The following is a 22,882-nucleotide window of genomic DNA, read 5'->3' on the forward strand; positions in this document are numbered from 1 at the left end:
CAAATTCTTTACGCAAACTGGCTGTTGTACAGATTTGCATAGAAGCCGTTCTGTGCCAGCAGACTTTCATGGTTGCCCTGTTCTATAATATTACCGTCTTTCATGACAAGAATGATATCGGCATTTTTAATCGTCGATAAACGATGCGCCACAATAAAACTTGTTCTACCCTTCATCAGCTTCTCAAAGGCTCTCTGAATACGGATCTCCGTACGGGTATCGATAGATGAGGTCGCCTCATCCAAAATCAGCATTGGCGGCTGGCACAGCATTACTCTTGTGATACACAAAAGCTGCTTCTGTCCCTGGGATAGGTTATCACCATCCTCACGCACCACCGTGTCATAGCCCTGTGGCAGACGCTTGATAAAGCTGTGTGCATGCGTTGCCTTTGCAGCCGCAATGATCTCTTCCTCTGTTGCGTCCGGTTTTCCCATGATAATGTTGTCACGGATCGTTCCATCCTTCAACCATGTCTCCTGCAGCACCATTCCGATGCTGCTTCGCAGACTGGCTCTCGTCATGTTACGGATATCTGTTCCATCTACGGCGATCACGCCCTTATTGACATCATAGAAGCGCATCAGAAGATTGATCACCGTCGTCTTTCCACAGCCGGTCGGTCCAACAATCGCAACACGCTGTCCCGGTTTTACGGAAAGATTGAAATCCCGGATCAGCTTCTGCTCCGGCACATAGGAGAAGGATACATTTTTCAGTTCTACCGCTCCCTTTACCTGCGTAAGCTCGATCGCATCCGGGCTGTCCGGTTCCTGCGGCTCTGCCTCCATCAGTTCAAATACTCTGGCGGCACAGGCGATCGCATTCTGCAGCTCTGTGATGACGCCGGAAATCTCGTTAAACGGCTTTGTGTACTGGTTGGCATAGCTTAAGAAGCTGCTCAGGCGTCCAACGGACAGCATACCGTGAATTGCGAAGAACGCGCCTACAATACCGACTCCGGCATATACCAGATTGTTGACAAAACGGGTTGCCGGATTTGTAATTGAGGAGAAGAAAGTGGCTTTGAGCGAATACTTCTCCAGTCTGCCGTTGATCTCATCAAACTGCTCCAACGAACGCTTTTCATGACCATATGCCTGCACAACTCTCTGATTACCGATCATCTCATCGATCAGCGCGGTCTGCTCACCTCTCGCCTTGGACTGGAGCTGGAACATGCTGTAGGATTTCTTTGCAATAAAGCCCGCCACAAAAAAGGACAACGGCGTAACAAGAATAACGACAAGTGTAATCCATCCATTGATCCAGAGCATGAAGCCGAGAGTTCCGATGATCGTCATAACACCGGTAAATGCCTGCGTAAACCCCATCAGCAGACCATCTGCAAACTGATCGGCATCTGCGATCACACGGCTGACAATATCACCTGCTGCATGACCATCCAGATATTTTAACGGTACGATCTGAATCCGGTCCATGGCATCCTTTCGGATATCCTGCACCACATGATAGGTGATGTAGTTGTTACAGATATTCATGATCCACTGCGCGACTCCTGTGATCACAAGAACGATCAGCATCGTCCTCACGATCGGTTTTAAACCGACAAAATCTACCTTTCCCTTCTTCACCATCAGATCCACGGCATTACCGGTCAGGATCGGCAGATACAAGGTAGTTACTACGGTCACTGCCGCAAATATCAGAGACAGTACCACAAGCATTCTGTACTTTTTAATATATTTCATTACCTTAACGAGCGTTTTCTTCTGGTCATCTCTGCTCAGTTCATTTTTCCCTGCCATATATTATCGCTCCTTTCCCTGCGAAGGTGTTGCCTCCTCCGGTTTCTTAAACTGGGAATCATAGATTTCCTTATATACACTGCAGTTTTTTAACAATTCCTCATGTGTTCCCATACCAACAAGCTTTCCATCGTCTAACACCAGAATCTTGTCCGCCTGCTGGATTGAAGAGGTTCTCTGCGAAACAATAAAGATCGTTGAAGTACTTTTCAGACCTGCCAGTGCTTTTCGAAGCTTGGCATCGGTCGCAAAATCCAGTGCCGATGCACTGTCATCAAGGATCAGAACTGAAGGCTTGCGCACCAGAGCTCTCGCAATGGTAAATCGCTGTCTTTGTCCTCCGGAAAGGTTGCGTCCTCCCTGTTCGATCTCATAGTCAAGCCCCTCCGGCTTTCCGGCAACGACCTCTGCCGCCTGTGCAAGCTCAAGTGCTTCGTTGATCTGTTCATCGGTCGCCTCCGGTGCTCCCCAGCGGATATTCTCGCGGATCGTTCCATGGAACAGAACCGCCTTCTGCATAACAATACCGATGTGCTGTCTTAAATCATCCATCTGGTAGGATTTTACATCCTGTCCGTTAATTCGTACACTTCCCTCTGTCGCATCATAAAATCTCGGAATCATATGCACCAGAGAACTCTTTCCGGAACCGGTTCCTCCGATGATGCCGATCGTCTTTCCCGGCTCCGCCGTAAATGTAATATCCTCGAGGGATTCTCCACCGGCCCCCTTATATGTCAGGGAAACATGGTCAAACTCAACGCGTGCCGGCGTCACCTCCTGTCCGTTTTCCTCAAAGGACTGACTGCCGTCCTCCAGACTGCTTTCTACCTCAAGCAGTGCCTGTATACGGTTTCCACATGCCACGCACTTGGTAGACATAATGATCGTATTTGCCATTTTGACAAGCTCGACAAGGATCTGGGACATATAATTGATCAGCGCAACGATCTGTCCCTGTTTGAGCGTACCCATGTCAATGCGAACCGCACCTGTCCAGATCAGTGCAACCAGCGCACCATTGATCATAATGTAAGTGACCGGGTTCATCAGTGCGGAAATACGTCCCACGAAAAGCTGCATTCTTGTCAGAAGGTCATTTTCTCTGCCAAAGCTTTCCCGCTCTGCCTGCTCCTTGTTGAATGCACGGATCACGCGGACACCGCTTAAGTTCTGTCTCGTCACACCAAGCAGACGGTCCAGATGCCCCTGTACCTTCTGATACATCGGCATGGTGATCAGCATGATACCAAATACAACCAGTGCCAGCAACGGGATCACAACCGCAAATACAAGTGCCGCCTTCACATCAATGGTAAATGCCATTACTGCCGCACCAAATACAATAAACGGTGAACGCAGAAACAGACGAAGAGCCAGATTGGTTCCCGACTGTACCTGATTGATGTCGCTCGTCATTCGCGTGATCATCATCGAAGTTCCCGCCTCATCCATCTCCGTAAAGGATAAGGATTCAATGTGTTTAAATACTGCATGGCGAAGCTTCGTTGCAAAACCAACAGCTGCCTTTGCGGCAAAATACTGCGCCGTGATCGAACAGGTCAGACCGATTGCTGCCAGAATCAGCAAAAGTCCGCCCATCTTCCAGATATACGGTGCATCATTCTGGGAAATACCGCGGTCGATCAGCCATGACATTACCAATGGCACAGTCAGGTCAAAGCATGCTTCCAGCAATTTAAACAACGGTCCCAGAATACATTCCTTCCGGTACTCCGTAATATACTTCAATAATTTTTTCATCAGATGCCTCCTAAAAGTAATTTGCCCAAAAGACACAACTTTTATTGTATCGTGTATCTTTGAAAAAAACAATACTCTGCACAAAAAGACAGTCACAACCTGGCTGCATTCCTGCTGTATTCATGGAATTGGAAATTGCCAGAACACCGATCAAAACAGCAGTATCTTCAAAAAGAGGCGGGGTAAAATGCACATATCCTCTCATTTGACATCCCATGACCACCGTGTTATGCTTGCAACAAAAGTCAACTATTGCATTCCGGAGGGCGTTTTCACTTCGCCCCTTTGGGATAAACGATCAGAAATGGAGATCACCATGGAAAATGAAAATAAACAGCAGACACCGCACAAACGCCGTGTCCGCTATAAAGGAAAATATCCAAAACGTTTTGAAGAGAAATATAAAGAATTAAATCCGGAAAAATATCAGGATACGATCCAGCATGTGATCCGCAAGGGAAATACGCCTGCGGGAATGCACATTTCGATCATGGTGCCTGAAATTCTTGATTTTCTGCAGATCAAGCCCGGTCAGACCGGCTTTGATGCCACACTCGGCTATGGCGGTCACACACGCGCCATGCTGGAGCAGTTAAACGGTGAAGGTCATATGTACGCCACCGATGTCGATCCCGAGGAGTCCGCTAGGACAAGAAAGCGTCTGGCAGACCTTGGCTTTGGCGAGGACATACTGACAATCAAGCTGCAGAATTTCTGTACGATTGATGAGATTGCAAGGGAAGCCGGCGGCTTCGATTTTCTGCTGGCGGATCTCGGTGTCTCCTCCATGCAGATCGATAATCCAAAGCGCGGATTTTCTTTTAAAATTGACGGACCTCTTGATCTACGTCTGAATCAAAAAGAAGGCATCAGCGCTGCCTCGCGTCTGGAGCATATCAGCCGTGAAGAGCTTTCGGGCATGTTTTACGAAAACTCCGACGAGCCCTACAGCGACGAGATTGCAAAAGCGATCACCGAATACATCCGCCGCGGCAATCATGTGGATACGACCACAAAGCTGCGTCAGATCATCGAAGAAACGTTGTCCTTCCTTCCGGAAAAGGATCGAAAGGACACGGTCAAAAAGACATGCCAGCGTGTTTTTCAGGCACTTCGAATCGATGTCAACAATGAATTCGAGGTTCTCTATGAATTTATGGAAAAGCTGCCGGACGCCTTAAAGCCCGGCGGCAGAGCTGCCATCCTGACCTTCCACTCCGGAGAGGACAAACTGGTAAAAAAGGCGCTCAAGACCGGTTATAAGGCAGGTATCTACAGTGAATACTCCAAGGATGTGGTACGCCCTTCTGCACAGGAATGTGCACAGAACCCACGGGCACGCTCTACCAAAATGCGCTGGGCGGTTAAGGCCTAGCTGCTCACCGTTCTTTTAAAAATATTGATCTCTGGAAACAGAGAAATGTCACCGCAAAATAAACCAAATAGATTCCCATAAACAGCAGGGTTCCCTCTACAAAATAGGTAGACACACGGCTTGACACGCCTGTCCCACGGACAAAAATTCCACTGATATACAAAACCATTTTTCCACTGATCACCAATGCCAGTAGTGCCGGGCACAAATAGTAACCCGCCATCTGCCACAGCAGGAGTGATCTGACCTGTTTTGGGGACAGACCGATTTTTTCCAACACATCATACCGGAATTTATATTTCGACGAATCGCTAAGTTGCTGCACGGACAATACCGTTAATGCCACACAGACAAAGACAAGACCCATATAAAACAACGGAACGATCATGGACGCAAGAAGCATCTTTAACTCCGGTATCAGATTATCCCGTACCAGATTGGTAGCAGTATAAACCAGTACCGTATCGGAACCGCTGCAGCTATTTCCGGATAAGGATGATACAGTATGTCCGGAAAAATCACGGTCATCGGGATCTGCCAGGGCATCCAGCTTCTGCTCCAGCCCTTGTGGCGTCTCTCCCTTCAGATCCACCGCAAGCTCAGAATAATACGGCTTCATTCTCTGAAGCACCTTGTCTCCCACCACGACGATATAATCTCCTCCGTTATGACCATCCTGTGCGAACGGCTCTGCCTGAACTCCCGCAAAGGTCAGCTCTGTTTTTTCATCTGCCGCTGTTAAATGAAGATCTTTTCCTATAGAAGCAACGTCCTTTTGTAAACGTTTCTTGGTCTGTACGATATATTGGTCAGATTCAAAATGTACCGGCTCATATCCCAGCATTTTCCTTAAACGGTTATAATCCGTCTGTCCCATATAAGTATCATACCGGCAATAGGTTCCATCATTTTCTAACATTTTTGTAACCCGTTTTCGGTCAGGTTTCCCATTTTTATTCTGATACATGGTACCATACTGCTCCAGATGCGTCAGCATCCAGGTATTTATCTGATCCTTCTGATCCGTATATATATGATACCGAAGCATTTCTTTTACATCCGCTTCCTGCTGCAGTACCTCCTTTTCATCCTGAAAATCATCCTGAACCTGATCACTGTAGATCAGCACATCAAACGGAAACTTCGCCTTTAACGCCGTATTTTCAAAATCGCAGAACATAAGTGCCACACTCGCCCCCAAAAGTGCCAGAGTAAACAATGATGTCAAAGTTCCAAGAGTAAACTGCATTGTCCTGATCTTTGATGCAAACTGGCGCAGCAAAAATAATCGCTGTCCATGATAAATCCCCTTTCCATGCCTTCTCACATAACAGATGATCCAGGCAGACACTCCTGTATAAAACAGATAGATCGTCAGAACCAGGCCGATCAGAAACAATATGATCTCCCCCGTCGAATTCAAATGAGTAAACATCCCCCAGAACAGGATCAGAAATATCACTGCCAGGGGAAGTAAGATCCGCTTCCATTCTTCATGCTTTTCCACAATCTCCTCATTTTTCCGGTCCTGTTTCATCAGCTCATTAATGTTCATTTTACGGAAAGAAAAACCGCATCGGAAAAATGCCAGCAGATAACAGCCTGCATAACATCCAAAAGTCATAAGCCAGATACGATAGTCCCACGAAAGACGGAAGGAATAGGGAATCCGTACCATAGAATCAATCACAGATCGTAAGATCTGCTGAAAAAACACTCCCAGGACAGATCCCACAAAAAGCGCGATGCCTCCCAGCATCAGATTCTCCCGGATATAAACACGGGCAACCTGTCCTTTTTTCATTCCTAACAGCAGATAAATTCCAAACTCCCTGCTACGTCTTTCCATCATAAAATGGATAATATAGTAAATCAACCACGCCGTAATGATCACAACAAAGCCTGTAGCAAGCCCCACCATAATCATCATCATCTGATTCATCTGGTCAAACCTTCCCAGCTCCTTATCCCAGAATAAGCTGTCAAATGCATACAGAAGCGCTGCCACAACCGCCAGCGTGATCATATAGATCTGATAATCCCCTGCAAAACGCTTCATATTACGATAAGCCAGTCTTCGTATCATGAGACGATTCACCTCCCATCAACGACAATACATCCAGAATCTCCTGAAGAAATGCTCTGCGGTTCCTTTCTCCGCGGATCAGCTCATGAAAAATCTTCCCATCCCGCAAGAAAAGTATCCTGCTGCAATAGCTTGCAGAAAATGCATCGTGAGTTACCATCAGAATCGTTGCCTTCTGCATTTCATTTAAACGGCAAAAGGTCTCTAAAAGTACCTGGGAAGCATGGGAATCCAACGCTCCGGTAGGCTCATCGGCAAGAAGAAGAGAGGGGTCATTTGCCATAGCTCTGGCACAGGCACATCTTTGCTTCTGACCGCCGGATACCTCATACGGAAATTGATCCTTTACATCCTCAATCTCCAGAAGTTCCATCATATCCTGACAGATTTTTTGAATCTCTTTTCTCCTTTTTCCCTGTACCGTCAAAGCAAGGATAATATTTTCCTCCAATGTCAGTGTGTCCAATAAATTGTACTCCTGAAAAACAAAGCCGAGGTTTTCCTTGCGAAATTCCGACAACTGATCTGCAGACATTTCTGTAATGTCCAGATCATCATAATAAATATGCCCCGATGTCACATGATCGATCGCTGCCATCATGTTTAATAAGGTGGTCTTTCCGGAACCGGACGCTCCCATAATACCCACAAATTCTCCCTTTTCCACCTGAAAGCTTACCCGGTCCACAGCCTTTGTAATATTCTGGCCATTGCCGTAGTATTTCTCCACATCACATACTCTGATACAATTCTTCAAATGTCTCACCATCCTTTTCCTGTTGTTTTTTTTATATAACGATAAACAAAATACATTCCCGTAAGGAGATATCCTCCGGCTAATATCCATTGTAATATATCATCATATTTCCAGACAGAATAGTCCCACCCAAGAATTTCATTCATTAGGAAATTGGAAAAATTACATAATCCATGTACCAGAATCGGAAATACCAAGTGGTTTGTCTGCAAATAAAGCGCGGATAAAAACACTCCCATACACACTGCGGATATTACCTGTTTTGTGGTACTCAAAAATTCCTGTCCTGCCAGCAGATTCATATAATGACAAAGCCCAAAGCAAAGGGAAGATATCAATACCGCAAAATAAATTCCTTTTTTCTTATCTTTCCAAGCGGATAAAAATCCATTTAAGATGATTCCTCTCCAGACAAATTCCTCCATCAGTCCAATGCTTAAACTCGCGATACAGCAAATCACAAAAAATTGGATTCCTTTCCCAGAGAATAGAGAAAATACTCTTTTTCCATAAAAAATTGCCATCAGATCATCGCCGATCTGAATCAGAGGGAAAATAAGCATTGCAAATGCTGACAGCAGAGAAACACTACTTTTGCCGTCCCTCACAAAATCCACTTTTTTGTGAAATAATACATACATTATAAGAAATACCGAAATTTCCTGTAACAGCATAACAACGTATGTATTATTTAAAGAGTTCGTCCAATTTTCTGTCATTTTTCCAACAACAAAAGATACAAAAAATCCAATTCCTTCCCATATTGCATAAACCAGAACAGTATACCCCACCGGAATAAGAAAATCACTGATCAAACTATTTTTTCTTTCCACGTTTTATCAACCTGCCTTTCCAATTGTATCTCTTTTCTTTCCAAAAGTATACTTCATCCCCGCCGGTGTTCATATAAAAAAAGCTTAAAGAAATCTTACGATTTCGAAAGATTTCTCTAAGACTTTAACGCACCTCTGAAATATAATTATTTTGTGGAAATTGTAAAATGATTTTGGTATAGCTGCCCGCTTTTGACTGTGCATATATTTCCAGCCCAAGCTGGTCACAAAGCTTTTTACACAGATACAGACCAATGCCCGTGGATTTTTTTTGGTTTCTCCCATTTTCCCCGGTAAATCCCTTTTCAAAAATGCGGGGAAGATCCTTTTCCTGTATCCCCATCCCATTATCCTCAATGATCAGGCAGGTATGATCTGTTGTCTTTTGCGCCAAAAAGGAAATGCAGGGTGAGTTCTCTCTTTTATATTTGACACTGTTTAATACGATCTGATTGACAATAAAACCCAACCATTTCTTATCGGTAAAAACATCCTCATCACAATTCACTTCTGCCCGGATTCCATTCCGGATCAACAGAAAGCGGTTCCGCTCTAAAACGTCGTACACCATCTCCTGCAAATGGCAGCTTTGAATCAGATAATCCTTATAGACCTGCTCCGACCTCGCATAATAAAGCACCATATCCACATAATTTTCAAGCTTTGCATTCTCCATGCTGATCTGCCGGAATCTCTCCGGGGCACCGGTCTCCTCTTTCCTGCCATTTTCACAGAGCAAACTGATGCCTGTGATTGGTGCCTTGATCTCATGAACCCAGCTTTCTATATACTCTTTATATTCCTGTTGTTCCGCCTCCAGTTTTCTTATTTTCTCAATGACGGATTTGTTGGATCTGCGGATCATATTCTGATAGATCCTGTCCTCCAGACGCCATGACGGCGGCATCAGCTCTCCCAGCAAATACCTCTGATCCATTTTCTCCAGAATTTCTGCTGTCTTTTTGAAATATTTCCTGCGTTCCATATATTCCCGACACATCCAAAGCAGCAAGAGTAATGTCCAAAACAACAGTAATAGGATAACATTACCCTTTTCATAACCGGTAAGCCTCAGAAAAATGCAGGTAACCGCCATACAACAGCCCTCAAAGATCAGAAAAAGCGCCTTATCTTTCCAATAATCTCTCCATCTCATATACGATACCCCATCCCTCGTTTCGTCTGTATAAAATTATCACGACCAAGCTCCCGAAGCTTTTCCCGTATCCGGGTCACATGAACACTGAGGGTATTATCATCAATAAAGATCTGATTATCCCATAAAGATTCGATCAGATCCTGTCTTGCCACATAGTTTCCGGCATGCATAAAAAGAAGGTGTAATATCTTCATTTCATTTTTGGTCAGTTCCACCTCCTTCTCATCACAGGAGATCGTACATTTCAAGAGATCCAGCCGCACATTTTCATAAGAATAGCTTGTCTTTTCTGTATTGCCCCGGGTTCTCTTTAATACCGCAGCAATCCTTGCCAGAAGGATTGGTGCCTGATACGGCTTTGTAATATAATCGTCGCCGCCCCGGAGCATCCCGTTTAATTCATCCATAGAATCAGTCCTGCTGGTCAAAAAGATTACCGGACAGGTATTTTCCCTTTGCCGGAGCGAGGTGCAGATATCAAACCCGGACATTCCCGGAAGGTTCACATCCAGCAGGATCAGATCCGGTGACGCCTCTGTGATCCAATCCGGTATATTTTCAAAATTCTCCGGAGCCGTAACCTGATACATTGCATTTTCCAATAATATAGTCAATTCTCTGCGAATTGTTTTCTCATCCTCTGCCACAAAAATATGCATCCCGCAACCTCTTTTCTGTTACTTTTTTCTACTGCTGTAGTATATTTTCAATCTTTATTGCCTGAAAATCATTGTACTAAACCCCATTATATGATAAGATATCACCGAAATCCAGTATCTACTCAGAAAAGGAGATTATTATGGCTGACTATGAACTGATCGCCCCTTGTCATTTTGGACTTGAGGCGGTATTAAAACGTGAAATACAGAATCTCGGATACAAGATTATTCAGGTGGAGGACGGAAAGGTCACCTTCGCCGGAGATGAGTCTGCAATTGTGCGTGCCAACATCTTCCTGCGCACCACAGAGCGTATCCTGATCAAGATCGGAAGCTTTAAGGCAAGCACCTTTGATGAGCTTTTCGAGGGAACAAAGGCTCTCCCGTGGGAGCAGTTTATTCCGGAGGATGGTAAGTTCTGGGTTGCAAAGGCAACCTCGATCAAAAGTAAGCTTTTCAGTCCCTCCGACATTCAGTCGATTATGAAGAAGGCGATGGTAGACCGCCTGAAAAAGAACTATAATGTCAACTGGTTTCCTGAGGACGGCGCCAGCTTTCCGCTGCGTGTGACGATCATGAAGGATGTCGTCACCGTCGGTCTGGATACCTCCGGTGACTCCCTGCACAAGCGTGGATACCGTCAGGCAACCGTAAAGGCTCCGATCACAGAAACGCTTGCGGCAGCCCTGATCATGCTGACCCCATGGAAATGGGACCGCATTCTTGTCGATCCGTTCTGCGGCAGCGGAACCTTCCCGATCGAGGCAGCCATGATCGGTGCGAATATCGCTCCGGGCATGAACCGTTCCTTCTCTGCCGAGAACTGGACACACATTATCCCGAAAAAAATCTGGTACGATGCTGCCGGTGAGGCGGAGGATCAGATCCGACGGGATGTTGAGATGGATATCCAGGGCTATGATATTGATCCGGGCGCCATCAAGGCGGCTATGGAGAACGCAAGACTTGCTGAGGTCGATCATCTGATCCATTTCCAGCAGCGCCCTGTCTCTAAGCTGAGCCACCGCAAGAAATACGGCTTTGTTATCACAAACCCGCCTTACGGCAAACGTCTTGAGGAAGAAGAGGACATGCCAGCCCTCTACCGTGAGATCGGCGAAGCATTCTCTCATCTGGACAGCTGGTCCTTCTATCTGATCACTGCATTTGATCAGGCAGAGCGTTATCTCGGACGCAAGGCAGACAAGAACCGCAAGATCTATAACGGCATGATGAAGACCTATTTCTATCAGTATATGGGTCCGAAGCCGCCGCGCAGAAACCGTGAATCACAGTAATGAAATATAAGAGGCAAAACCAAGCGTTTTACCCTTTTTCGCTACGTTACAAGCATTTTCCGATGCAATAAAAAGAGCATCATACTTCGTTACGAGCATTTTTCGATATAAATAACCAAAAGGCAAAAGCGGATTACCCCGCTTTTGCCTTTTATATGTTTATGACTCCTTGACCAGTTTACCGGTCATATGCTCCACATCCAGCTCCAAGCACAATACATGATCCTTTCCACGCGTCCATTCCTTCTCCGGATAGGTCGGATCCTCCGAGAACTTCGTACACAATGTCCGGCATATCTCCTCCATTTCCGCCGGATCCTCCACGAAATGCATTCTACCGAATACGATCACACTTCTGATATGAAGAGGCCAATCTCCCTCCTCACGGTAGCCCTGATCATATACGCAGTAAGAAACCTTATCACAGTTTTTTAAGGAGTCGATCTTGTAGCCCTCCTTCGTGCCGTGAAAGTACAGCTTTCCGTCCTCCTTGTTGTACCAGTGATCCATTGGCATTCCGCACGGATAACCGTTATCTCCAACAAAGGATAACACTCCTCTCGGTTCCTGTGTCAACACCTCAATGCACTCCTCCTCAGAAATTTGCTGTTTAAATCTTCTCATTGGTCGAAACATATTCTCCTCCTGCTGTTTGATCCTGCCTCCGCCGTTCTACTTGTCATTGTTCACCGCATATAAAAATTCAATGATCTGACGGATGCTGTCTGTGGTATCTCTCTGATATAATACTTCCTTTTCCAGTTCGTGGGACACATTATTGATCTGAAATGCATTCTCAAGCACCTGATCAAGAATCCTGCCGATCTGCTCGAACGATTCCTCGCGTTGGCTGACATCCCCATTCTTCATCGTGGCTGCATACTCTCTCGCCTTACTGGTCAATGTTACCAGAGAATCAGTGATGTTGATGGCATCAAACGACATCTGCTCCATGGAACACATCGAGGTCTCCATGCGTTCCACGACCCGCTCTGTCGTCGATTCCGTGTCCTTCCATTTCATTTCTTCCATACTTCTCCTCATTTCTTAAATAGGAAAACGAGACAAAGCATGATGTTTTGTCTCGTTGATTCTACATTAAAGGATCTCCAGAAGCTCATACACATTGGAAATTCCAACAAGCTTCAGTCCCTTTAGATCCATCTGATCCAGATCAAGCTGGCGTCTGTTGACCTCCGGGAGAATACAGCGTTCAAAACCAAGCTTTGCCGCCTCCTGCACTCTTGCCTCTGCCATGCTGACCGCACGAACCTCTCCGACAAGACCGATCTCTCCGAAACAGATCGTCCGTCCGTCAATGACCTGATTGCGATAGCTGGATAAGATTGCCAGCACAATTCCCATATCAACCGCCGGCTCATTCAACCGCATACCGCCAGCCACATTGATATAAGCATCCATGTCACTCATGCGCACTCCGAGGCGCTTCTCCAGAACTGCCAGCAACAGATTCACACGGTTAAAATCAATCCCTGCCGCTGTTCGTTTCGGATAATTGAAATTCGTCTGGCATACCAGCCCCTGTACTTCCACAAGGATTGGTCTGGTTCCCTCCATAGAACATGCCACGACAGATCCCGGTGCATCCTCCGGCTTACCCTGCAGCATAAACTCAGATGGATTCGCCACTTCAGCAAGACCAGAACCGCGCATCTCAAAAACGCCCACCTCATTGGTTGACCCAAAACGGTTCTTGACGCCGCGCAGAAAACGATAGGACGCTCCTCCGTCCCCCTCAAAATAAAGCACGGTATCCACCATATGCTCTAACACTCTCGGTCCTGCAACGACACCCTCCTTGGTCACATGACCCACAATGAAAATGGAGATCGACATGCCCTTGGCAAGACGCAGAAGAGTACTTGTCGTCTCTCTGACCTGTCCCACGCTTCCCGGTGCCGAACCGATCTCTTCGCGGTACATGGTCTGTATCGAATCAATAATGACAACATCCGGCGTACTTCTGGTAATCGTCTCCGCTACAATATCCAGATCCGTCTCGCTCATCACCAGCAGATCCGACTGAAACACCCCCAGCCGATCTGCCCTCATCTTAATCTGCTTCTCAGACTCCTCTCCGGACACGTAGAGGACTTTCTTCCCCTGCTGTACCAGCTTCTGACACATCTGCAGTAGAAGTGTGGACTTACCGATACCCGGATCACCGCCTACCAGAACGAGGGATCCCACAACGATCCCTCCGCCCAGTACACGATCCAGCTCCTCAATACCACTGGCAATCCTTGTATCCTCGGAAAACTCAACCTCCGAAAGCTTCGATGGCTGTCTGCTCTCCTTGTGCGCCACCGCCTTTCCGGTCGATGTGCGCACCACCGGCTCCTCAACAAAGCTTCCCCAGGCACCACAGCCCGGACACTGTCCCAGCCATTTCGAGGATTCCATCCCACATTCCTTACAGAAATACGCTGTCTTTTTCGCTTTTGCCATATATTATAACTTTTCCACCTTTACCTGTGAGGTCTGTCCCGGATTGAGTTCTACGCTGATATTCAGCTTGCCGCCCAGATTTGTCTTCATTCTTCCGATATCGGCATTGTCAACCAATACCTTATACTCCTGCTCCGGCTCAAGCTCCAGTGTAATTGAAGAATCTTCCCAGCCCTCTACATTAAATACCACTTCGTTCTCTGTGCTCTTCATGTTCGTAACAACAGTACCCGGTACGGACTCATAGACAAACATTCCGTTTTTCTCAAGCTTGGTAATCTCCTTGAAGGTCTTGATCTTGTACATATCGCCCTCGTACTCAAAATCAGACTTCTTCTGCTTGGTATCAAAGTCGAAGTTGCCAAAGCTGAGTGTGCCATCTGCTTCCTTGCGGATCAATTCTGTAATCACTGCCATTTTGTTATCCCTCCGTATTTTGTGCTTTTATCGTATGTCTAGCATACCATAATTCGCGTATTTTTTCTACTGCTAAAGTTTTGAAAATATGATCTTTTTATCCTTACAGTCTACCTTTATCTTGTCTCCTGCTGCGATCGTTCCATCAAGCAGTGCATCTGCCAGTGCATCCTCAAGCTGTGTCTGGATTGCTCTTCGTACCGGACGCGCTCCGTAATTTTTATCAAAGCCGCTCTCCGCCAGATGCGCAACCGCTTCCTCTGTAACTTCCATGGTAAGATTCATCTGCGCAGTCGTCCTTTTATTCAGTGTATTAAGCATAATACGGACGATCTGTTCGATATTCTCCTTCGTCAATGTGTGGAACACAAGGATCTCATCAATTCGGTTGATAAACTCCGGCTTGAAGATCTTCTTGACCTCCTCCATCACGCCGTCCTTCATCTTGTGATAGTCGGCTTCTGCATCCTCCTGCACTCCAAAGCCCAAATGTCTCGGCTCAATGATCCGCTGTGCTCCGGCATTGGATGTCATGATAATGATCGTGTTCTTGAAGCTGACCTTACGTCCCTGTGCATCGGTCACATGACCATCCTCCAGGATCTGCAGCAGAATATTAAATACGTCTGCATGCGCCTTCTCGATCTCATCAAATAGGATAACGGAATATGGATGACGGCGTACTTTTTCACTGAGTTGTCCTCCATCCTCATAACCGACATATCCCGGCGGCGATCCGATCATCTTGGAGACGCTGTGCTTTTCCATATATTCAGACATGTCTACACGGATAATGTCATTCTCCTTGCCAAAAACAGCCTCTGCCAGAGCCTTGGAAAGCTCTGTCTTGCCAACACCGGTTGGTCCCAGGAACAAGAAAGATCCGATCGGACGACGCGGATCCTTCAGACCGACCCTGCCACGGCGGACTGCCTTGGAAACTGCCGAAACGGCTTCCTCCTGTCCGACCACTCTCTCATGAAGGATCTCCTCGAGATGACGCAGACGTTCCATCTCCTCTTCCTGAAGCTTCTGTACCGGTATCTTCGTCCAGTCAGCGATCACTGCGGCAATCTCGTTCTCTGTCACCTGAAGCTCCTTCGCACCTCTGTGCTTCTCCTGCTCCTTACGTATCTTGTCAATCTTGTGCTCTAACTGCTCCTGCCGGCGTTTGACCTCACCGGCATGTGTGTAGTCCTTGCTGCGGATTGCCTGCTCCTTCTCCTTCTCGAGCTGAACCTGCTCCTCCTCGAGACCACGAAGCTCCGGTGATATCATATATCTCTTCAAGCCGGCTCTGGCACATGCCTCATCAATCGCATCGATCGCCTTGTCCGGCAGAAAACGGTCATTGACATAGCGGGCTGCCAGTCTGACTGCCCCTGTCACCGCACCATCCGTCAGCTTTACATGATGATGTTCCTCATAGCGCGGTGCCAGTCCGCGAAGGATCTCGATTGCCTCCTCCTCGGTCGGCTCCTCTACCACAACAGACTGGAAACGGCGTTCCAGCGCAGCATCCTTCTCGATATATTTACGATATTCCTCTCTGGTCGTTGCTCCGATGAGCTGAAGCTCTCCTCTCGCAAGCGAAGGCTTCAGAATATTGGCGGCATCGATCGCGCCCTCCGCACCGCCTGCACCGATGATCGTGTGGATCTCATCGATGAACAGCAGAATATTACCGCTCTGCATCACTTCCTTGAGGGAACGCTTGATTCTCTCCTCAAACTCACCGCGGTATTTCGAACCGGCTACCATGCCTGCCAGATCAAGCGTCAGTACACGTTTATTGTGCAGGATCTCCGGAATATCCTCCTCGATGATCTTCCGTGCAAGACCTTCCACAACTGCCGTCTTGCCGACACCAGGCTCACCGATCAGACACGGATTGTTCTTCGTACGGCGGCTTAGGATCTGAACAATTCTCTCAATCTCACGCTCTCTTCCGATCACCGGATCCAGCTTTCCCTCTCTTGCCAGTGCCGTCAGATCACGGCTGTACTGATCCAGTATCGGCGTTGTTGATTTATTCTTTCTGTTCTTCTGCTTCATGTATTCGTTCTTGGCGGTGTTCATGTCCTGTCCGGACGCAGTCAGTGCTTCCACATAAAGCTTCTGTACATTGATTCCCTTTGTGTTGAGCAGACGAACAGCAATACAGTCCGATTCCTTTAGTAATGCGATCAGCAGATGCTCTGTTCCTGCATCGGCAATCCCCATTCTTGAAGCCTCTTCCTGCGCTATTTCTAAAACCTTCTGGGTTCTCGGGGTAAACTCCCCTTCGTCTGCCACAAGCACACTGCTCTGTGCGGAAATGGACTCGTCAATGAGATCCAAGATCTTCTGCTCTTCCACACCATTTGCCTTAAGCACCTCTGATGCCACACCGGGATTGCGGATCAATGCCACCAGCAGATGTTCTGTCCCCACATAATTATGCCCCAGCTCCTGCGCAACCTTTCCTGCATCACGAAGCACCTTCTGTGCCTTTTTCGTAAAACGGTTTTGCATCCTCTCAAATCCTCCTGTTACTCTTTTCTCAACCAGCGGCGTTTCTCTTCCAGCCGCTTCTCTATCTCTTCCATAGAAAGCTCCGTCTCTTCAGGAATATCTTCCTCCGGCTCGCTCTCCACAGTGCTGTCATCTTCCATATTTTCTCCCCAGTCATCGACAGGCTTTAATGCACTCCTTAGGAGTATCATGACCATCACAAAGCCAGCCAGTGCCAGACACAGGATCACAATACAGATTCCCTTTGTCAAGCCCAGAAAGCCCTGTGTATTCCGGGCATCCCCCGGCAATGCACTTGCTGTCGCCGCCGGTGGCTCTGTTGTCGAACTGTTTCCCTGCATCATTCCCTGATCCGGCTGCCCTGTTGCCATGCCGGTTTCCGATGTTATTCCCTGATCCGGCGGTTCCTGCGTACCTGCTGCTTCGGCTGTCGGTTCATCTCCCCCGATATCTCCTGTCTGTATCGATTCATCTGTATCCGAAGCCGGTGATTCCGGATTGTCCGAAGCATCCGCCGGAAACGGTGCCTCTGTATGACGTGCCTTATATTCCTTTCTGCTTAACACCTGTATTCCAAGAGAAGCGGAACCGATCGACATCTTTACACTGCCATCCGCAGTCTGTATCTTCCTGCACTTCTTCAATGCCACTGTACAGCTTCCTGCTTTTCTTGCCCGAAACTGCAGAGAATACTTGATTTTCTTCGTCCCCGTCTCCCTGTCAAGATCCTTCACATGGATCTCATCGTCATTACCGCTTGAAACACTGCCTCCGGTAATATACTGCATGATATCCTGATCGTAGGAAAAATATCCATCAAAGCCATTGATCTCCTCATCTGCCGCCACCGTAATAACAACATAAAAGATATCCGACTTTACGATCTCATCCGCCGACTTCTGAAGACTGATCTGTGCCATCGCGGCCTGTGCGGTATTCTCACGGCAGATGAAACCTGCAAATACCACAAATGCTATCATCCCCCATCTTCGGAATCTGCCACTCATTGCTGCACCTCTTACCTCTCCGGAACCATGCTATATGTTATGGTCTATTTCTTACGGTTTACCTTGATCTTATATTTTCTGATATCGCCGCTCTGAGCCTTTACCTTCACAACATATGTCTTTGTCTTTTTCTTTTTGCTTAATTTCTTTTTGCCTTGACCGGACACCTTTGCTGTCGTGCTGACCGGACTTGCATCAATCCGGATCGATCCGACTGTTTTGCCAATCTTGAGACTGTAAGTCTGATGCCCGTCATCTCCGGATTTAAACGGAGAACTGAATGCATATCCCTTAACGGATAGTGTCTTCAGATAATTGTTGCTGCTGACGGTCTGAACCGTCTGCGTACTCTGCTGTGTCTCCCCGGATGGGATTGCACAAATCTCAGATGGCATGCCGGAATATACCGGAATTGAAAATACAAGACTCATATCTGCCTTATCACTGCCATATGCTTCCGCTGTCTTTAATGCTTCACTCCACGGTGCCTCGATGTTTGCCATATACTGATGGTTATATGTGTTATTGGCAGTTACATTGAACTTCTGCAGATACAATGTATTCTGTCCAATATTGATATAATTACTGCCTAAATACTGTGCTCCACCAACAATCGCTTTATACTTTGTGGTCCATGGACGCATATATGTCGTGTCCTTATTAGCCCATGACAGGCCGTTTGCCACGGCTCCGCCGGCCTTTGTGCTGTTGTTGGCACCAATGTTGTAGAAATTGTAAATACCTTCATATCCCTTGACGGTACCGGATACCGAAGAACTCATGCTTGTCGGGCCGGTAACAACCTCCTGCTTCACGCGGGATGCAAGATGATACGGACTGACTCCGGAGAGTGTCGCTGCATCCATAAAGGTTCTGGAATATGTAATCGTTGAAGCCTTACCGGCATCATCGGTATATTCGTAGGATGCCTTGTACATTGGTGTATTCTTTAATACATTTTCAACACCACTCTGGTTCTGTACATCCTTCTGGTATGCCAGACTCTCGAACTGGAAGATACCGCTCTCTGTCAGGAAGTTTCTCGGATCCATATAGTAACGGACCGCCTTCTCGGATGCTGTCACCCATGTTGAGCCATCAAACGGAATATAAGTACCGGTGGATGCATCATACGCCCCCTCCTCCTGGGACTTCCATGCACCGGACTTACTGTTAGAGATCAGATTCAGTCCGACCTTCCCTTCATTGTCTACAGCAGTAGACCAGTCAATTCCTGTCTGATAAGCCTTAAACGTCCACTTCGGATACTTGTCATGCAGTGCCTGCAGTGCCGTAATATAACTGCTTGGGAAGCCCTGCTTAACCATCTCCTTCTTAAACTCGGTATCAGTCAGCACCTTGGTGCTTCCGGAGGAGGAATCTGAAGAGGACTCTCCTGACGGAGCTGCTGTTGCCGGAGCTGCTGTTGCCGGAGTCGGCGTCGTCTTCTCAACAAACAGATTCTCCTGCTCGCCATTTACGACATCTTCTCTCTTGATCGTCAGGAAACGCACCAGATTCGCTGTCACATAGCCGCGGTACGTCTTCTTGTTGTAGGTCACGTCAACGCATATGTACTTCACACCGGAAATGATCTTCTCGGAAAGCATCAGCACCTCTGTTCCATTCGTCATAACGATCGAAGTGCCGTCTACTGCCTTCACGATCTCTGTAGATCCTGCTTTACGGCGGAGTGTAACCTGTCTGGATGTGGTGATCACTCCCTGCATAGCAGACTTGTACTCGGCACGGATCGAATCCGCCGGCACATAGCCCTGCATCTGATCTCCATCATAGCTGAAGGATACCTTGTAATACTTCACGCCGTACATCACAGATTCAGATTGGATCCGAACCTTTTTATTCTTGGACAGACGGACTGCTGCCCCATTCACACGCATCAGACTGCCGCTTTTCACTGCCCGGCTTCTGACCAGCACAGCCGAAGGATATGCCTTACCGTATACCTCTGTCTCCATGTCACCGCTCATGACTGCCAGATTCTTCATCGGCACATAACCGGTTGTCTTCCGGCTGCCCTTTTTCACGCGTATCTTATACCAGGTTTTGTTTTGTGCAAGAATCGTCACCCGCTCTTCATTCTTCAGGCTGACCTTTGTACTGCCACTCTTGACGCAGGCATACTTAGTTCCCGGTCCTTTCCGGACATCCAGAGTCTTTCCCGTGCGCACGGTTCCCACTGCTGTGGCATATGTGATATCTCCTCTCTGCTGTATCTTGCAGAATGTGACAACGCCCAACAAAAACACACCGGCAATAATCAGTCCCTTATACCTTCTGTCCATGTTCTCCCTCATTTCTTATTTCAGCATCTGCTTTAAATCCTCTGTATCAAACAGATAGTGTGAGCCGCAGAAATCACAGTTGACCTCTACCGGCTCCCCATCCTTTATCATCTCCTCAAGATCCTTACGTCCAATACTTGCAATTGCACGGGATACCCTCTCTCTGGAGCAGTTACAATGATACTGGGTTGGTATCGTATCCAGAAAATCCACATCCATGCCGTCCATCAGATATCGTACAATATCCTCCGGAGACATTCCGTCCTCCAAAAGCTTCGTCACGGAGTCAACCTCGCCCAGACGCTTCTCCAGACGATCGATCACCGCATCCTCCGCATTCGGAAGAACCTGAATAATAAATCCTCCCGCCTGTCTGACATGATTGTCCTTATTCATCAGCACGCCAAGTCCTACCGAAGACGGCACCTGCTCACTGGCTGCATAGTAATAAGTCAGATCCTCTGCAATCTCACCGGACACCAGATGGGTCTGTCCATTATATGGCTCCTTGAGTCCGATATCACGGATTACATTCAGAAATCCCGGTCCGACTGCCCCTGACACATCAAGCTTACCCTTGCTGTTCGGAGGAAGCATTACCTGCGGATTCTTGACATAGCCCTTTACATTGGCTGCTGAATCTGCCGTCACTGTAATTCCACCGATCGGTCCCCCACATTCGATCTGAAGTGTCAGAACGTCTTTATCTCCCTTCATCATACAGCCCATCATGCTGCCGGCTGTCAGAAGTCTTCCCAAAGCGGCTGTCGCCACCGGACTCAGGTCATGAATCTTTCTTGCCTCCTCGACCAGATTGCCTGTTGTACAGGCAAACACACGAAGCTGCTGATCCGCCGCTGTCGCTCTAACAATATAATCCTTTGATTCTGTCATCTCTTTAGTCACTCCTGTTTATATAATGTATTGGGGCAAATGATATTATTTCTCCCCAACGGATGCCCCGGATCACATCACTGCTGTCTGCTTTTGATCCACGCATCATATGGTTAATTTTGAAAAATATAGTAAATCCTTTCGTTGTCCGGTTTCACCGGTTCCCGTGTAAATGCCTGATACACTGCCTTGCAGGTAAGACCTGCCTCCTCTGCCAAGCTCTGAACCAGCTCCGTAGCATATGCTCTCTGATAATGCAGTTCATCACATCTTGAGAACAGATCGTTGTCCGGATCCTCCAACTGATATACCGTCAGAAGATACTCATTAATGCCGGTATCCTGATGATATTCATTCTCCCAGAGAAAGCTGGCATCGTCCCGGTTCTCTGCGATCATACGGTCTCCTAATATCTCCCGGTAGAAATAGTCTGTTTTCATATCAAATACAAAAACACCACCGGCTTTCAAAAAGCGCTTCACCCGTGTAAACACTCTCTGCAGATCCTGTGGTTCCAATAAATAATTCATTCCGTCACACACACAGTAAACGGCATCAACTTCGTCAGGCAGCTCCAGTTCTCTCATGTCCTGCTGTATCAACAACACACCCGGCAGATTCTTCTCTCTCGCCATCATCAGCATGTCCTCAGAAGAATCCAGACCTATGATACTATCGTAGCCCTTTGCTATCATGCATTCCGTCATGCTTCCCGTACCACAGCCCAGCTCCAGAAGTGTTCCTTCGGTAATACCATATTCCGTAAGGATGCTATACAGATACTCTGCCCACATGTCATACGGAATATTATCCATAAACAGATCATAACAATAAGCAAATCCATTATAGGCATTTTCGTTGTATGAATTATCACTCATCTTCTCGTCTCCACTCACTGTCGCTGTTTCACCTGAAATTCCAGATAGTTAATTTAATTTTAGCATACATGCATGGTTCCCGCAACCTACAATTCGTCCAAAGTCTTATAATAATGCGGCAGAAATTCCTGACAGAAAATATCTGCTTCCGGACAGTTCATATCCCTCAGATATGCCTCTGACGCCTCCTTCGCCTTCTGAAACTCCTGATTGCCTGCCTTCTGCTCCTCAATGCACTTGATCAGTGCCGACAGTTTATCAGCAGCCTTGACTAACTTGTACTCCTCCGGTGTCCACTCAGATTCCTGCAGATAAGGGGCATACTCTCCGCGCAAATCCTCCGGCAAACGCTCCAAAAGCTCCTGAGCAGCCTCCTCCTCGATCTCCTTGAAAGCTGACTTGATCTTATCATTGCGATACTTGACCGGTGTTGGCAGATCGCCGGTGATGATCTCTGTAAAATCATGATACAGCCCCATCACGGCGATCCGCTCCGGATGATAGTCCCTTCCAAGTCTCTTATTGCCTATGATGGCAAGCGCATGGGCGATCATCGCCACCTCCATCGAATGCTCACTATCATTCTGCGTGTAGGAATTACGCATCACAGACCATCGGCTGATAAACTTCATTCGTGTGACAATTGCAAAAAACGTATTCTCCAATCCCATTGTCTCCTCCCCCTTCTTTGTATCCT

The 22,882-nt window shown here is 47.2% G+C and carries 19 protein-coding genes; 2 read left to right on the forward strand and 17 right to left on the reverse strand.

The window, feature by feature from the left end:
- Window positions 1–8: 8 nt before the first annotated feature.
- Both ACZLMD_RS06285 and ACZLMD_RS06290 read right to left on the reverse strand, forming a co-directional pair.
- Window positions 9–1,769, reverse strand: a complete 1,761-nt coding sequence (locus tag ACZLMD_RS06285; RefSeq protein WP_489495356.1) for an ABC transporter ATP-binding protein — start codon at window positions 1,767–1,769, stop codon at window positions 9–11.
- A 3-nt stretch (window positions 1,770–1,772) separates the two neighbouring features.
- Window positions 1,773–3,533: an ABC transporter ATP-binding protein gene (locus ACZLMD_RS06290; protein ID WP_489495358.1), complete on the reverse strand. Its 1,761-nt coding sequence runs from the start codon at window positions 3,531–3,533 to the stop codon at window positions 1,773–1,775.
- A gap of 316 nt (window positions 3,534–3,849) precedes the next feature.
- On the opposite strand from ACZLMD_RS06290, the gene rsmH reads away from it, so the two are divergent.
- Window positions 3,850–4,908 carry a 16S rRNA (cytosine(1402)-N(4))-methyltransferase RsmH gene (rsmH, locus tag ACZLMD_RS06295; RefSeq protein ID WP_489495360.1) on the forward strand — a complete coding sequence of 353 codons (1,059 nt, stop codon included), beginning with the start codon at window positions 3,850–3,852 and terminating at the stop codon, window positions 4,906–4,908.
- A 4-nt stretch (window positions 4,909–4,912) separates the two neighbouring features.
- Here rsmH and ACZLMD_RS06300 read toward each other — a convergent pair whose 3' ends face one another.
- The 5 genes from ACZLMD_RS06300 to ACZLMD_RS06320 all read right to left on the reverse strand — a co-directional run bounded on the left by ACZLMD_RS06300 (window position 4,913) and on the right by ACZLMD_RS06320 (window position 10,402).
- On the reverse strand, window positions 4,913–6,994 hold the full coding sequence (locus ACZLMD_RS06300) for an ABC transporter permease (protein ID WP_489495362.1): 2,082 nt from the start codon (window positions 6,992–6,994) through the stop codon (window positions 4,913–4,915).
- On the reverse strand, window positions 6,969–7,751 hold the full coding sequence (locus tag ACZLMD_RS06305; RefSeq protein WP_489495364.1) for an ABC transporter ATP-binding protein: 783 nt from the start codon (window positions 7,749–7,751) through the stop codon (window positions 6,969–6,971). The genes ACZLMD_RS06300 and ACZLMD_RS06305 overlap by 26 nt, the downstream gene beginning before the upstream one ends.
- A gap of 5 nt (window positions 7,752–7,756) precedes the next feature.
- Complete coding sequence (locus ACZLMD_RS06310; RefSeq protein WP_489495366.1) at window positions 7,757–8,584, reverse strand: CPBP family intramembrane glutamic endopeptidase; 828 nt, start codon at window positions 8,582–8,584, stop codon at window positions 7,757–7,759.
- Window positions 8,585–8,708: 124 nt separating this feature from the next.
- A complete protein-coding gene (locus ACZLMD_RS06315; RefSeq protein ID WP_489495368.1) occupies window positions 8,709–9,740 on the reverse strand; it encodes a sensor histidine kinase in 1,032 nt (343 codons plus the stop codon).
- Window positions 9,737–10,402, reverse strand: a complete 666-nt coding sequence (locus ACZLMD_RS06320) for a response regulator transcription factor (protein WP_022305530.1) — start codon at window positions 10,400–10,402, stop codon at window positions 9,737–9,739. Before ACZLMD_RS06320 ends, ACZLMD_RS06315 begins: the two co-directional genes overlap by 4 nt.
- Window positions 10,403–10,542: 140 nt before the next feature.
- Between ACZLMD_RS06320 and ACZLMD_RS06325 the strand changes: the two genes are divergently transcribed.
- Window positions 10,543–11,700, forward strand: a complete 1,158-nt coding sequence (locus ACZLMD_RS06325; RefSeq protein ID WP_178413581.1) for a THUMP domain-containing class I SAM-dependent RNA methyltransferase — start codon at window positions 10,543–10,545, stop codon at window positions 11,698–11,700.
- 159 nt (window positions 11,701–11,859) lie between these two features.
- Here the strand turns inward: ACZLMD_RS06325 and ACZLMD_RS06330 are convergent, their stop codons facing one another.
- The 10 genes from ACZLMD_RS06330 to yfbR all read right to left on the reverse strand — a co-directional run bounded on the left by ACZLMD_RS06330 (window position 11,860) and on the right by yfbR (window position 22,856).
- Window positions 11,860–12,324, reverse strand: a complete 465-nt coding sequence (locus ACZLMD_RS06330) for a pyridoxamine 5'-phosphate oxidase family protein (RefSeq protein ID WP_482522914.1) — start codon at window positions 12,322–12,324, stop codon at window positions 11,860–11,862.
- Between the two features lie 48 nt (window positions 12,325–12,372).
- The gene (locus ACZLMD_RS06335; RefSeq protein WP_482522913.1) at window positions 12,373–12,732 is read right to left on the reverse strand and encodes a hypothetical protein; all 360 of its coding nucleotides are present in this window, start codon (window positions 12,730–12,732) and stop codon (window positions 12,373–12,375) included.
- A gap of 66 nt (window positions 12,733–12,798) precedes the next feature.
- Window positions 12,799–14,169 (reverse strand): DNA repair protein RadA, encoded by a 1,371-nt coding sequence (gene radA, locus ACZLMD_RS06340; protein ID WP_022305534.1) that lies wholly within the window; start codon window positions 14,167–14,169, stop codon window positions 12,799–12,801.
- Between the two features lie 3 nt (window positions 14,170–14,172).
- Window positions 14,173–14,586 (reverse strand): hypothetical protein, encoded by a 414-nt coding sequence (locus tag ACZLMD_RS06345; protein WP_022305535.1) that lies wholly within the window; start codon window positions 14,584–14,586, stop codon window positions 14,173–14,175.
- A 72-nt stretch (window positions 14,587–14,658) separates the two neighbouring features.
- Entirely contained in the window at window positions 14,659–17,100 is a 2,442-nt protein-coding gene (locus tag ACZLMD_RS06350; RefSeq protein ID WP_482521505.1) for an ATP-dependent Clp protease ATP-binding subunit, read from the reverse strand.
- Between the two features lie 17 nt (window positions 17,101–17,117).
- Complete coding sequence (locus ACZLMD_RS06355) at window positions 17,118–18,107, reverse strand: hypothetical protein (protein WP_482521504.1); 990 nt, start codon at window positions 18,105–18,107, stop codon at window positions 17,118–17,120.
- Window positions 18,108–18,151: 44 nt separating this feature from the next.
- Entirely contained in the window at window positions 18,152–20,413 is a 2,262-nt protein-coding gene (locus ACZLMD_RS06360; protein ID WP_482521503.1) for a hypothetical protein, read from the reverse strand.
- Between the two features lie 15 nt (window positions 20,414–20,428).
- A complete protein-coding gene (hslO, locus tag ACZLMD_RS06365; protein ID WP_022305539.1) occupies window positions 20,429–21,307 on the reverse strand; it encodes an Hsp33 family molecular chaperone HslO in 879 nt (292 codons plus the stop codon).
- 113 nt (window positions 21,308–21,420) lie between these two features.
- Window positions 21,421–22,185, reverse strand: coding sequence for a class I SAM-dependent DNA methyltransferase (locus ACZLMD_RS06370; protein ID WP_022305540.1), 765 nt, complete (start codon window positions 22,183–22,185; stop codon window positions 21,421–21,423).
- A gap of 86 nt (window positions 22,186–22,271) precedes the next feature.
- Window positions 22,272–22,856 carry a 5'-deoxynucleotidase gene (yfbR, locus tag ACZLMD_RS06375; protein ID WP_022305541.1) on the reverse strand — a complete coding sequence of 195 codons (585 nt, stop codon included), beginning with the start codon at window positions 22,854–22,856 and terminating at the stop codon, window positions 22,272–22,274.
- Between the last annotated feature and the right edge of the window lie 26 nt (window positions 22,857–22,882).

It is taken from the genome of Jutongia sp. (assembly GCF_057878315.1).

Excerpts from the sequence above, each read along its gene's own strand:
- ACZLMD_RS06285 (WP_489495356.1), bottom strand. The coding sequence starts at position 1,769 with ATGGCAGGGAAAAATGAACTGAGCAGAGATGACCAGAAGAAAACGCTC.
- ACZLMD_RS06290 (WP_489495358.1), bottom strand. The coding sequence starts at position 3,533 with ATGAAAAAATTATTGAAGTATATTACGGAGTACCGGAAGGAATGTATT.
- rsmH (WP_489495360.1), top strand. The coding sequence starts at position 3,850 with ATGGAAAATGAAAATAAACAGCAGACACCGCACAAACGCCGTGTCCGC.
- ACZLMD_RS06300 (WP_489495362.1), bottom strand. The coding sequence starts at position 6,994 with ATGATACGAAGACTGGCTTATCGTAATATGAAGCGTTTTGCAGGGGAT.
- ACZLMD_RS06315 (WP_489495368.1), bottom strand. The coding sequence starts at position 9,740 with ATGAGATGGAGAGATTATTGGAAAGATAAGGCGCTTTTTCTGATCTTT.
- ACZLMD_RS06320 (WP_022305530.1), bottom strand. The coding sequence starts at position 10,402 with ATGCATATTTTTGTGGCAGAGGATGAGAAAACAATTCGCAGAGAATTG.
- ACZLMD_RS06325 (WP_178413581.1), top strand. The coding sequence starts at position 10,543 with ATGGCTGACTATGAACTGATCGCCCCTTGTCATTTTGGACTTGAGGCG.
- ACZLMD_RS06330 (WP_482522914.1), bottom strand. The coding sequence starts at position 12,324 with ATGAGAAGATTTAAACAGCAAATTTCTGAGGAGGAGTGCATTGAGGTG.
- ACZLMD_RS06335 (WP_482522913.1), bottom strand. The coding sequence starts at position 12,732 with ATGGAAGAAATGAAATGGAAGGACACGGAATCGACGACAGAGCGGGTC.
- radA (WP_022305534.1), bottom strand. The coding sequence starts at position 14,169 with ATGGCAAAAGCGAAAAAGACAGCGTATTTCTGTAAGGAATGTGGGATG.
- ACZLMD_RS06345 (WP_022305535.1), bottom strand. The coding sequence starts at position 14,586 with ATGGCAGTGATTACAGAATTGATCCGCAAGGAAGCAGATGGCACACTC.
- ACZLMD_RS06350 (WP_482521505.1), bottom strand. The coding sequence starts at position 17,100 with ATGCAAAACCGTTTTACGAAAAAGGCACAGAAGGTGCTTCGTGATGCA.
- ACZLMD_RS06355 (WP_482521504.1), bottom strand. The coding sequence starts at position 18,107 with ATGAGTGGCAGATTCCGAAGATGGGGGATGATAGCATTTGTGGTATTT.
- ACZLMD_RS06360 (WP_482521503.1), bottom strand. The coding sequence starts at position 20,413 with ATGGACAGAAGGTATAAGGGACTGATTATTGCCGGTGTGTTTTTGTTG.
- hslO (WP_022305539.1), bottom strand. The coding sequence starts at position 21,307 with ATGACAGAATCAAAGGATTATATTGTTAGAGCGACAGCGGCGGATCAG.
- ACZLMD_RS06370 (WP_022305540.1), bottom strand. The coding sequence starts at position 22,185 with ATGAGTGATAATTCATACAACGAAAATGCCTATAATGGATTTGCTTAT.
- yfbR (WP_022305541.1), bottom strand. The coding sequence starts at position 22,856 with ATGGGATTGGAGAATACGTTTTTTGCAATTGTCACACGAATGAAGTTT.